General features: G+C 64.0%; 6 protein-coding genes. 2 read left to right on the forward strand and 4 right to left on the reverse strand.

All coding sequences use genetic code 11. The annotated features are described in order from the left end of the window. Positions 1-30: 30 nt before the first annotated feature. From CNX70_RS14470 to CNX70_RS14480, 3 genes are all read right to left on the reverse strand, one after another. Positions 31-945: an HDOD domain-containing protein gene (locus CNX70_RS14470; protein ID WP_096235248.1), complete on the reverse strand. Its 915-nt coding sequence runs from the start codon at positions 943-945 to the stop codon at positions 31-33. Beyond that, positions 942-1,583 carry a hypothetical protein gene (locus CNX70_RS14475; protein WP_096235249.1) on the reverse strand — a complete coding sequence of 214 codons (642 nt, stop codon included), beginning with the start codon at positions 1,581-1,583 and terminating at the stop codon, positions 942-944. Before CNX70_RS14475 ends, CNX70_RS14470 begins: the two co-directional genes overlap by 4 nt. Positions 1,584-1,676: 93 nt before the next feature. Next, a complete protein-coding gene (locus CNX70_RS14480; RefSeq protein ID WP_096235250.1) occupies positions 1,677-3,380 on the reverse strand; it encodes a methyl-accepting chemotaxis protein in 1,704 nt (567 codons plus the stop codon). A gap of 337 nt (positions 3,381-3,717) precedes the next feature. Here CNX70_RS14480 and CNX70_RS14485 point away from each other — a divergent pair, with 337 nt between their 5' ends. Continuing rightward, positions 3,718-6,132 (forward strand): membrane-bound PQQ-dependent dehydrogenase, glucose/quinate/shikimate family, encoded by a 2,415-nt coding sequence (locus CNX70_RS14485; RefSeq protein ID WP_341865511.1) that lies wholly within the window; start codon positions 3,718-3,720, stop codon positions 6,130-6,132. 69 nt (positions 6,133-6,201) lie between these two features. On the opposite strand, the gene CNX70_RS14490 is transcribed toward CNX70_RS14485, so the two are convergent. Then, the gene (locus CNX70_RS14490; RefSeq protein ID WP_244198797.1) at positions 6,202-9,666 is read right to left on the reverse strand and encodes a DUF748 domain-containing protein; all 3,465 of its coding nucleotides are present in this window, start codon (positions 9,664-9,666) and stop codon (positions 6,202-6,204) included. Between the two features lie 243 nt (positions 9,667-9,909). Between CNX70_RS14490 and CNX70_RS14495 the strand changes: the two genes are divergently transcribed. Then, entirely contained in the window at positions 9,910-12,054 is a 2,145-nt protein-coding gene (locus tag CNX70_RS14495) for a TonB-dependent siderophore receptor (RefSeq protein WP_208624418.1), read from the forward strand. The last annotated feature ends 13 nt before the right edge of the window (positions 12,055-12,067 follow it).

Raw genomic sequence — 12,067 nt, forward strand, 5'->3', positions numbered from 1 at the left:
AATTACGTTCAAAAAATCAATTTCAACAAATTAGATGAATTCACTAAAAACCTGCCGCGCGGCGGGCCGGATTCTGCTGCGCGTGCGGCCAAGGGCAATATGCGCGTGCGGTTCCAGGATTGCGCGCCATTCGCTCCACTCCGCGTTGCTGTGGCGCAGCAGGGTTTCCATGTGCTCCACGTCCAGACCCAGTACCCGCGCGGCGGCCGTGGCCGGCCCGCGCGGCCCTACGCCATTGCGCAGTATCAGGTCGGCGAAACTGCTGGCCAGTTGCAGCAGCCAGGCCAGCTCTGTCATGCGTCCAGCCTGCCCGCAGCCGGGCGGCGCGGCATGGCAGCGCACGGCGTCGCACAGGATGTCCGGCATGCCCCAGCCCCGCATGAGGCTGGCTGACAGCGCCAGTTGATGGTGGCCGAAGCGCCACGCTTCCTCGCACAGCAGCAGCGCCCTGGCAGCGCTGCCGTGCTGGCCCAGCAGTTCTCCATACGCTTGCGGATGCAGCATGGCGATGGCCAGTTGGCCGATGTTGGCCAGCAAGCCGCAAGTGTACAGCTCTTTGGCCGGTGCCAGTTGCAGCGCTTCGCCCGCCACGCGGGCGGCGCAAGCCATGGCCTGCGAGTGCGACCAGAATCGCTGTTCGTCGAAGTGCGCACACGTGGCCGTTGGCCGGGCCGGGATGGCGAACGCCTGGCGCAGGGCGGGCAGGCCGATGGCGGCCAGCATCGCGGCGTCGATTGCCGCATGCTTGCGCTCGCCCGGTGGCACGGCCGCATTCGCCAGGCCGATGACCTTGCCGGTCAGGGCCGGGTCGCAGCCCAGTTGTTCGGCCAGCTCGTCGAACGGCACCTGTTGCTGGAACAAGGTCGCCAGCCAGTGGCGCCGCCAGGCGGGCGAGGGCAGGATGGCGCCGCCGAGCAGGCTCGCCAGATCGAGGTGCGCATTCATGGCCGGCTCCCCATGCCGCTGCAGTCATCCACCTGCGCGGCACCCGTTTGCAGGGCCGTGACCGCTTGCGACAGCACGTCGAGCGCCATCAGCAGGTCCGCATGCAGGCGGCGCAGCGCGCCGATATCGTTGGAAAAGCCCGCATGCACGGCCTGGCGCGCCAGTGCGTGCAAGGGAAGCAGGCCCATGGCGTAGCTGCTGTCGACAATTTCCTGTGCCAGCATGCGTGCCGGGGCTGGGCGTTCGCAGCGCAGCGCATGGGCGATGCCGGCCAGCCGGTCGCGCGTCTCGGCCACGAAGAGGGCCAGAATCTCGCCTTGCAAGCGCCGGTCGTAGCCGAACATGGCGTCCAGGCGGGCCAGCTCGAACGGCGGCGTGTCCAGCGCCTCGGGCTGTGGCGGCGGTGCCGTGTCTGCCGTGTCTGCTGTCTTGGCCGTCTGGGTGGCCTTGCGCAGTTGCAGCTGCTGATGCAGATCGGCAGCTGTCGCGCTGGCGGTCACCTTGCTCTGGCGCCAGCGGAGGCGGCGCCAGAGCAGGGCGGCCAGCAGCAACAGCAGGCCTGCCATGGCCAGCGCCGGCCGCATCAGCGAGACATCGTCGCAACGCAAGTAAGGATGGACGGCGAGGATGGAGTTCATGGCTATGCCTGCATGCAGTGAGAATGGTTGACAACGGATGTCATGGCGATGCTCCAGGATGACCGATGCAGGTGAGCCTGCATGGCGACGGGTTCAGAATTCTTCCCAGTCGCCGCCGGCACCGGCACTGGCCGTGCTGCGGGCAGGAGCGGGGTCGCGCTGGGTGACCAGCTTGAGCGGCGCCGCCTTGCGCGCTGCAGGTGGCTTGGCGGCTGGGGCTGGGGCTGGGCGCACCGGCGTGCTGTGTTGCGCCGCGTTGGCCTGGCCGTGCGCCAGCTTGAAGGCGCCGACCACGCTGGACAGCTTGCTTGCCTGCTCCTGCAGCGATTGCGATGCCGCCGCCGCTTCTTCGACCAGGGCCGCATTCTGTTGCGTGACTTCATCCATTTGCGTGATGGCGCGGTTGATTTCGTCGATGCCAGTGCTTTGCTCGGCGCTGGCGGCCGAAATCTCGCTGACGATGTCGGTAACGCTGCGTACCGTATCGACCACTTCCGTCATGGCCGCGCCGGCTTGCTGGACCAGCTTGCCACCTTGTTCCACCTGCTCCACGGAGTCGCTGATGAGTGCCTTGATTTCCTTGGCAGCCGCCGCCGAACGATGCGCCAGGTTGCGCACTTCGGTTGCCACGACGGCGAAACCGCGTCCTTGCTCCCCCGCCCGCGCCGCTTCCACGGCCGCATTCAGGGCCAGGATGTTGGTCTGGAAGGCGATGCCATCGATGACGCTGATGATGTCGGCGATCTTGTTGGACGCGCTGTCGATCGCTTGCATGGTGCGTATCACGTCGCCCATCACCTCGCCGCCCCGCACCGCCTTGTCCGAGGCGCTGACGGCCATTTGCTTGGCCTGGCGGGCATTGTCCGAGTTTTGCCGCACGGTGGCCGTCAGTTCTTCCATGGCCGAGGCGGTTTCTTCCAGCGAGCCGGCCTGCTGCTCCGTGCGTGCCGACAGGTCGAGGTTGCCGGCCGCGATCTCGCTCGAGGCCGTGCTGATGGTCTCCGTGCCGGAGCGCACTTCGGCGACGATGCGCACCAGGCTCTCGCTCATCTCGGCCATGGCTGTCATCAGTTGTCCCACTTCATCCTTGGAGGTGGCGCTGATTTGCACGCTGAGGTCGCCGCCTGCGATGGTGTGAGCCACGTCGATGGCATTCTTGAGCGAAGCGGCGATGCGCCGCGCCAGCAGCAAGCCCATGCTAGCCACCAGTACCATTACGGCCAGGGCCAGGCCGCTGGAAATCCAGCGCGCGCTGGCGGCGGTGGCGGCGCCTTCGGCCGCACCCGTGTTGGCCAGCTTTTCGTTGTAGCCGTGGTGGGCGGCAAAGGCGTCGACCAATTCCTTGATGATGGGCTGGTTGGCCATCAGCAAGTCACGCGCCGCGTCGAGCTCGCCCGCCTTCGACAGCGCCAGGACCTTGTCGCGCACGCCATCGTAGCGCAGCAGTACGGCACGGTCGGCGGCCAGTAGCGCGCGGTCCTGTGCATCAGTGATAGCTTCTTTTTCGTACAGGTCGAGTGCCTTGCCGATGGCCATACGTGCCTCGACGATGTCCGCTTCCAGTTTGTCGCGCGCGGCGGCGTCCTTGCTGCTCAGATGCTGCCAGACAGCCGCACGTACTTGTGAAAAAGGCACGAGTGCATCGTTGAGCGTCAGCAGGCTGGGAACGGTGTTGACGCTGGCATAGCTGGCCGCCGTATACACGCGGTCCATTTCATAGATGCTGAAACCCGCCAGCGCGGCCAGTCCCAGGACGACGGAGAGTATCAATGCATACAGGCGTTTGGCGATGGTCATGATGAGTGCCGCTCCACGAGAAGGTTGAAAATCAGGAAATTCGGTTGTCAGGGTTTATAATTTTCATTTTACGATATAAATTTGATTTATTCGAGAAATTTGTTATTTATTTGATTTATTTTGTGTTTTTTTAAAACCACAAGAGGAAGGGCTGGCTGGCGGGGGGCTGTGACGAAAAGCAACACCGCGCGGATAGCGCGTTCTGGCGTGTGCCACGCTTGGCCAAATAGTGAAAAAATGGCACTCCTTGATCGCCATCAACTACGGTGTGCAATCGCCTGCCGCCGACTGACTCTTGTAAAGGAGCATCATGACTGCCTCTGCCCGGCCTGGACCCTTGCTTATCATCACTGCAGTCATCTTCATCTTGCTGGGCCTGGCGCTCCTTGGGGGCGGTGCCTGGCTCGCCAGCCTTGGCGGCTCCTGGTATTACGTCGTGGCCGGTATTGGCATGCTCATCGCGGGCACGCTGGTGTGGAAGGGGCGGCGCAGCGCCCAGCTTTTCCTGGCCTTGCTGCTGTTCGCCACCCTGATCTGGTCCGTCATCGAAGTGAAGTTCGACTGGTGGCAATTGCTGCCGCGCCTCGATATCTGGTTCGCCGCCGCCGTCTGGCTGCTGCTGCCGTTCGTCGACCGCCGCCTCGCTCCGCCGTTGAGCGCCGGGGCAAAACCGCGCGACGCAGGCAAGAGTGCGCTGGCCGCCGCCGTGGTGGCCACGGCCGCCGTGGGCGTGTTTTCGCTGTTCCAGGATTACCACACCTTGCACGGCGAAGTGCCGGCCGAGAACATGGCGGCCGCGCCGCAAGGCGATATCGCACCGGGCGTGGCGCCCAACGACTGGGCCGCGTATGGCCGCTCCGGCTATGGCGACCGCTACGCGCCGGCCGCGCAGATCACGCCGGCCAACGCCGCGCAGCTGAAACAGGCGTGGGTGTACCACACGGGAGACTTCAAGGGGCCGAACGACCCGGGCGAGATCGCCAATGAAGTCACGCCGCTGAAAGTGAACGGCATGCTGTATCTGTGCACGCCGCACAACATCGTCATCGCGCTGGACACGGACACGGGCAAGGAAATCTGGCGCCACGATCCGAAGATCAACCGCGACGCGTCCAGCTACCAGCACATGATTTGCCGTGGCGTGGCTTACTGGGACGTCAACGCGGGCCGCGCCAAGGACGATCCTGCACCCGAGGCGGCCGGGATGGAATGCCCGCGCCGCATCTTCGCGCCCACCATGGATGCGACCCTGATCGCCGTGAATGCCGATACGGGTGCAGCGTGCAAAAGCTTTGGTGAAAATGGCGTGATCGGCCTGTACCACGGCATGGGCATGAAGAAGCGGGGCTTTCTGATGCCGACGTCGCCACCGGCCGTGGCGCAGAATGTGGTGGTGATGGCCGCCAGCGTGACCGATAATTTTTCCACGGAAGAACCCTCTGGCGTGATCCGCGGCTACGATCCCGTCACTGGCAAGCTGATGTGGAACTGGGATGCCTCGAACCCGGACGACACGGCGCCGATTGCCGAGGGAAAAACCTACACCAACAATTCGCCCAATTCCTGGGGCGTCTCCAGCGTGGATGAAAAGCTGGGCATGGTGTACATCCCGATGGGCAATGAAACGCCGGACACATGGGGCGGCAACCGCAATCCGAACGGCGAGAAATACAATAGCGCCATCGTCGCGCTGGATCTTGTCACCGGGAAAGTACGCTGGGTCTACCAGACCGTACACCACGATATCTGGGACATGGATATCGGCGGCCAGCCCACCCTGGTCGATATCGACACGCCAAAAGGCAAAGTGCCGTCCGTGGTCGCCACAACCAAGCGCGGCGACATCTATGTGATCGACCGGCGCGACGGCAGCCTGGTCGTGCCGGCGCCGGAAAAACCCGTACCGACGGCCAACGCCGCGCCTGGCGACAAGCTGTCGCCCACGCAGCCGTTTTCGGCCCTCACTTTCCTGCCTGAGAAACATATCAGCGAAACGGATATGTGGGGCACGACGCCGTTCGACCAGTTGGCGTGCCGCATCATCTTCCGCCAGCACCGCTACGAGGGGCCGTTCACGCCGCAAACGGTGGCCGAAGGCAAGATCAAGGGCGCCATTATCTCGCCGGGCCCCTTGGGCATCTTCGAATGGGGCGGGGCGGCCGTCGATCCCGTGCGTCAGTTGCTGCTGGTGAACCCCGACTACATGGGCTTCCTGGAACGCCTGGTGCCGCGCGCGCAAGCCAATGCGCCGGGCGGTACGGGATCGGAAATGGGCTTGCAGCCGCAGACGGGCGTACCGTTTGCCGTGGAAATCAAGCCCTTTTTGTCGCCGCTGGGCTTCCCATGCCAGGCGCCGCCCTGGGGCTATATCGCCGCCGTCGACTTGCGTACCATGAAAAAAGTGTGGATGCACAAGAACGGCACCACGCGCGACAGCGCCCCCGTACCCATCGCCTTGCCGCTGGGCGTGCCCAGCCTGGGCGGCATGAGCACGACGGGCGGCGGCGTGGCTTTCCTCAGCAGCACGCTCGACTACACCATCCGCGGCTACGACGTGCGTAACGGCAAGACTGTATGGAAAGCCCGCCTGCCGGCCGGCGGCCAGGCCACGCCGATGAGTTATATCTCCGACAAGACGGGCAAGCAGTATGTGGTGGTGATGGCCGGCGGCCACGGTTCGCTGGGCACGAAGATGGGCGATAGCCTGGTGGCGTTTGCCTTGCCGGACGAGGTGGTGGAAAAGAAAAAGTAGGAAGGTGAGGGCGCCGCAAAGTGCAGGGATCGGACCCTGATGGGGTGATCCCGGCACTTTGCTTTTGGCTTATTGCGCCGCCAATCCCAGCTTCAAGCCCACCAGCTTGCCAGGCGCGGCCTCGGTTTTTTCCGGCGCTCCCGCGCTGACCCTGGCCGCTGGCGTGCCGTCCTGCTGCAAGGCGGCCAGAATCGCCGCGCTGCGCTGGGTGCCCAGCTTGCTCAAGGCATCGGCAGGCAGAGCTTGCTTGGCTTCCAGCTGCTCGCGCAAGCCGTTGTAGAAGGTGCCCGTGTCGGCCACTTGCGGCTCGCCCTCGATCAGCTTGCCCAGGCGTTGCAGAACGGGGATTTTGGCCGTCGCCGGAGCGGAGGCGCTGGCGGATGCCGCCGCTGCTGCCGCCGTGGCTGGTACGGCCGACTCCGCCGCCTTCTTCTGCTTGTCCAGCTCGGCCTTGCCGAAGCGTTCGCCGTACAGGTCGCGCAGGGCGCCGCGTATCTTGCGTTCGCCCAGGTTCAATGGTCCCGGTTCTTCGCCCGCTTCGAGCTTGATGCCGGCCTTGGCGGCGACGGCGCGGCGCACGGCCTGGGCGCGCAGGGCGGCCCCGTCCGTGTCGCTGTACTGGCCCGGCACGGCCAGCTTCAGCTGTTCGCGCTTGGCGAGGATTTGCGCCACCTGCTTGAGCTTTTCCCGTTCGGGTGGCAGCAGCACGGCGCTGCCCGCATCGAAGTCGATGGATTCGAGCTTGTCGGCGCTGATGCCCAGCAAGTTGCCCAGCGCGCGGAACGGCGCCGTGACGATTTTCGTCAGCACATTGCCCACCGCTTTCCAGATCAGGGCGCCATAGCTGAATTGCGGGTCGTTCATGTCGCCCGATACGGGCAAACCCAGGTCGATGCGCCCGTCGCTATCCTTGAGGATGGCCAGCGCCAGTTCCAAAGGCAGTTTCAGGGCGTCCGGACTGTCGATGCGCTCGCCCAGGGTCAGCTTGTCGAGCACGACCTGATTGGTGCCGTCGAGCTGGCGGTTGCGCACCTTGTATTGCAAGTCCAGCGAAATCTTGCCTTCCGCCACTTTGTAGCCGGCGAACTTCATCGTGTACGGCGAGGCGGAGACCATGTCGACGTTCTTGAAAACCACGTTCAAGTCCGTGTTGTCGGTCGGCGCGAACGGATTTAATTGACCACGCACGCGGGCCAGGCCGAATTCGTCGATGCGGCCGTCCAGTTCGATCTGGCTGCGCGCATCGCGCTTGGTCGACAGGCCCGTCACGACGCCATTGAGTTCATAAATCTTGGCGGCGAACTGGGGCCGCAAGCTCAGGTCGGCAAAGTCCAGCTTGGCGTTTTGCAGGCGCACGCGGCGCACGCGCACGGGGAAGGTGGCGTCGGCAACGGGAGCCACAGCGGGCGCGGTGACTGGCTCCGGTGCCTTCACCAGCAAGCGCTGTGCGTTCAGGCTGCGGTCGTTTTCGATGATCAGCTGGGCGTTCGGTTCGATCACGCGCAGCTCGGGGATGTCGACAAAATCGGGACCCACGCTGGCCGTCAGCTTGTCGGCGCGCACGCTTTTCCATGAAGCAAAACGCTTGCCATCCGTTTCATTGAGCACCAGGCCGGCGATATCCACGCCGCCCTCATAACGGACCTTGGGCGCTTTCGGCGCGCCGCCGCCCGTCGTCAGGCGGCCACTGCCGGAGAGGGTGCCGCCCGCCAGCTTCAGTTTTACATGCTGCGCCAGCAACGGTTGCACGGGCGCCAGGGCCAGTTGTTGCAGATTCAGCTGCGCATCGACGGCGCCCGTGCCCGGCACGAACTTGCCCTTGGCCGTCAGCAAGCCGCCTTCGTGCAGGCCCACGCCTAGCTCGAACGGCAGCGCTTGCTTCATATCGTTGCTGACGTTGTGCAGCGACAGGCTGGCGTCCTGCAGCGTGCCCTTGATGCCAGTGCCCGCATCGTCGAAAAGGGCGCCGAACTTGCTCAGTTCCACCTGGTCTACCTTGGTAGACCAGGGCGCGGACGGGGTTTCCTTGGCCGTATCAGCTTTGCCGGAGGCAAACATGGGCAGCTGTTGCGCAATCGCAAATTCTCCCTGGCGGTTGCGCGCCAGGTCGATCTGCGCACCGCTGGCCGTCACGGCGCCCAGGTGCACGGTATGCGCGGCCAGGTCGATCTTGCCATCCGTAAAACCCAATTGGGCCAGCTTGAACGGCGTTTGCGTGCCCCGTTGCATGGCGAGGTCGGCCAGGCTGAAATTCGCGCCGTCGATCACGGTGGACATGCCCGCTGGACCTTGTTGCAAGCCCAGTTGCAGCTGTAGTTGCAACTGTTTCGCGCTCAATTGCAGGGCCGGTGAGACGGTTTCATCGATGGCGGATACGTCCACGTTGGCCAGGGCCACTTGCTTCAAGTCCACTTTCCACTTGCCCGGCTTGGCTGGCGCGGCGGAGGCTGCCGGTGCCGGGTTGCCGGGCAGCATCAGGTTCGCCACGTCGATCTCGCCCTTGGCATTGCGGTGCACTGCCACCTTGCCGCCGTACAGATTGATTTTGTCCACCGTGACGCTTTGGCGTGCCAGGTCGGCGTTGACGCCGGCGATGCCAAGGGTATCGAGCGACGTGAATGGCGCGCCCGTGCCATTTTGCGCAAGTGAAAGGTCGCGCAAGGCCAGGCCGGCACCTTTGACTGTCGCTTGCAGCGTGCCGTCGGCATAGGAAAAGGCGTAGGGCAGGCGCGCCGACAACTTGCCGCTCGTCACCGTGGCGCGGGTATAGGCTTTCAAATACGCGGCCAGGCCGGGCAGGGAAGCATCGTTCACTATCAGTTCGCCTTCGCCACGGATGGGGCTGAGCGAGGCCGTGCCGCGCCAGTGCAGCTCGCCGCCGCGCGCCGCGTCGGCGCTGAGGCTGTAGCTGCCGTTGGCGTCGGGCAGGGTGGAGATATTGTCGAGCGTAAAGTTGATCGGCGTGAAGTTGTCCGCATAGCCCGCCTTCTGGTCTTGCCAGTCCACTTTGCCTTGTTCCAGCGCAAAGTGGGCGATGACGAGGCGCGGCATGCCGCCGTCGCTTTTTTCAGGATGGTTGCGTTGCCAGGTGGCCAGCACTTCCGCCAGATTGAACTTGCCGTCCGGCGTGATGGTCAAATGAGTCTGCGGCGCCGTGATGCGGATTTCCGCCAGGCTCCAGGCGCGGCGCACGATGGATTTCCATTCCAGCTGCACGGCCAGGGCGCCGATGGACAGCAGCGGCGCACCGCTCGTGCCGCCCTTGCCATCCGCGCTGGCCGCTTCGGTAAAGGCGATCTGCTCCGCTTCCAGGCGCAGGGTAAACGGGTTGAAGCGCACGGAGGCGATGCTGGCCTGGCGCGCGAGTTCTTTCTCGGCAAATTTGGGTAGCTGGTTTTTGATGACGTAGGGCACCAGCCAGAAGCCGGCCGCGCTGTAGGCGGCCAGGGCGCAGCCTGTGCCAAGAGCCCAGCGCTGCCAGCGTTTCCAGCGAAATGTCTTCGTCTGCACGCTTTTGTTGTCGATTGTGTTCACGAACTTACCTTTTGATCTTGTTAGGCGGCACATCTTGCACGCCGTGACTGTCAGTATGCCTCTTTGCGGCCTCGTCTGCAAAATCCAAACGTGTTCATATGATAACAGGCGCCATGGTGGCCTTGTTTCTTCTATAAAACTCACACAAACTCACCCTCACTTGATAATGATTCTCATTATCGGTATCATGGCCGCTAACCGTAAGTTTCCATTTGTACCTATTTTCATTGAAAGCCCGATGTCATGCCTGCCGTCTCTCCTCGTACCCGCTTGCTTCCAGTCGCCGCCGCCCTGTCGCTGGCCTTCGCTTCCCATACGGCCGGCGCCGTCAATGGGGCCAGCGGCCAGGACGACTTGACGGCTGGCGATGAGAAAGTCATGCAAGCCGTGCAGGTGACGGGCGCCCGCGCCCAAGGCCTGGTACCGCTCACCACGGAGGCGGGCAGTTTCCGTGGTGCCAGCATCATGGATGTGCCCTCGACCGTCAACGTGATCACGCGCGCATTGCTGGAACAGCAAGCCGTCTCCGGGCTGTACGACGCCGTGCGCAATACGGCTGGCGTGACGCGCCAGCAAAACGGCGGCGAAACGTGGGATCAGTTGGTGATACGCGGCATCGCCGTGGAAAACCGCACGAATTACCGCCTCAACGGTTCCATGCCCATCATGAACTTCTCGCAAGTGCCCATGGAAAACAAGGAAAGGGTGGAAGTGCTGAAGGGCGCCTCGGCCCTGTACTACGGCTTTACGTCGCCGGCCGGCGTGGTCAACTTCGTCACCAAGCGGGCCGGCAGCCAGCCCGTCACCAGCATGGGCCTGGTTCTGGACGACCGTGGCAGTGCCGTGGCAAACATCGACGTGGGCCGCCGCTTCGGCGCGCAGCAGGAATTCGGCGTGCGCATCAATGCGGCCGGTGGCACCCTGGGTTCCTGGCTGGACAATGTCGGCAACGGCAACCGCCGCTTCATTTCCACGGCACTCGACTGGCGCGTGAGCAATAAACTGCTGCTGAAGGCGGACCTGGAATACGAGCGCCGCAAGGTGACGGAGCAGGCGGGCGTGGCCTTGCCTGCCGCCGTGAAAGGCGTGATCAGCTTGCCGCGCGCCGTCGATCCGCGCCAGCTGATCGGCCCCGACTGGTCGGCTTTCGAGGCGCAAACGAAGAATGCGCAATTGCGCGCCGATTACGCCATCACGGACGGCTGGGCCTTGACGGTGGAGGCGGGCCACTCGGAAACGGCGCGCGACCGTCGCCTGGCCATCTTTCGCCTGAATAACGCGGCCGCACTGGCCACGGGGGCGGGGCGCATCACGGGCAATATCCAGCACAGCGTGACGGCGTCGGACTTGCTGCGCGCGGAACTCGCCGGCAATTTCCATACGGGTTTTATTGCCCACGAGCTGACCCTGGGCGCCTCGCGCACGGACAAGTCGCAAGATCCGATTTATCAGAGCAATTACACGATTGCGTCGCAAAACCTGTACAACCCCGTGCCCGTGACGAATGTCGTGTTCGGTCCCAAGCCGGTTTCGCCGACGACGGCCGCGCTCGACACGCGTGACACGGGCTTGTACGCGCTTGACCGCATGGTCTTCAGCCCGCAATGGCAAAGCGTCATCGGCGTGCGCCGCAGCAGTTACCAGAGCGACCAGGGCGCCAGCCATTACGACGTCAACAAGACCACGCCGATGGCGGCATTGATCTACAAGGCCACGCCCCAGCTGTCGTTTTACGCCTCCACGGCGCGCGGGCTGGAAGAGGGCGAGACGGGCCCGACGGGCACGGCCAACCAGGGCGTCAAGATGGCGCCCGGCGTGAGCCAACAGAAAGAGCTGGGCGCGCGCTGGCTGACTCCAAGCGGCACCTTGCTCTCCGCCGCGCTGTTCGACATCACGCGCCCCGGCTATTACACGAATGCCAGCAATGTGTTCACGTCGGATGGCGAACAGCGCTACCGTGGTCTGGAGGTCTCGACGCAAGGCAAGCTGACGCGCCAGCTGTCGTGGCAGACATCGGCGCAGTTGCTCGACCCCAAGTTTGCCAACATCAACGCCGACTACAACGGCAAGGTGCCGGAAAACGCGTCGAAGCGCACGGCCAGCGCCTTCCTCGCCTATGCCTTCGATGGCGTGCCGGGCCTGTCCGTTAATGGCGGCGCGTATTACTACAGCGCTCGTCCAGTGAACGACCTGAACCAGGCTTTCCTCGGTGGCGTGACACTTTTCAGCGCGGGCGCCCGCTACGCCAGCACGGTAATGAACAAGTCTGTCGTGTGGCAGCTCAACGTGGAAAATGCGGCCGACAAGCGCTACTGGGCCGGCGCCGGCACGCGTTTGGCATCCGGTGCGCCGCGCGCCATCAAGCTGTCGATGAAGGTGGATTTGTAAGGAGGGTTTGACT

Source organism: Janthinobacterium svalbardense, from assembly GCF_002327145.1.
In the GTDB taxonomy this organism is placed as follows: domain Bacteria; phylum Pseudomonadota; class Gammaproteobacteria; order Burkholderiales; family Burkholderiaceae_D; genus Janthinobacterium; species Janthinobacterium tructae.

What these genes read in the sequence shown, in the direction of transcription:
- CNX70_RS14470 (WP_096235248.1), bottom strand. Translation starts at nt 945, where the DNA reads ATGAATGCGCACCTCGATCTGGCGAGCCTGCTCGGCGGCGCCATCCTG.
- CNX70_RS14480 (WP_096235250.1), bottom strand. Translation starts at nt 3,380, where the DNA reads ATGACCATCGCCAAACGCCTGTATGCATTGATACTCTCCGTCGTCCTG.
- CNX70_RS14475 (WP_096235249.1), bottom strand. Translation starts at nt 1,583, where the DNA reads ATGAACTCCATCCTCGCCGTCCATCCTTACTTGCGTTGCGACGATGTC.
- CNX70_RS14495 (WP_208624418.1), top strand. Translation starts at nt 9,910, where the DNA reads ATGCCTGCCGTCTCTCCTCGTACCCGCTTGCTTCCAGTCGCCGCCGCC.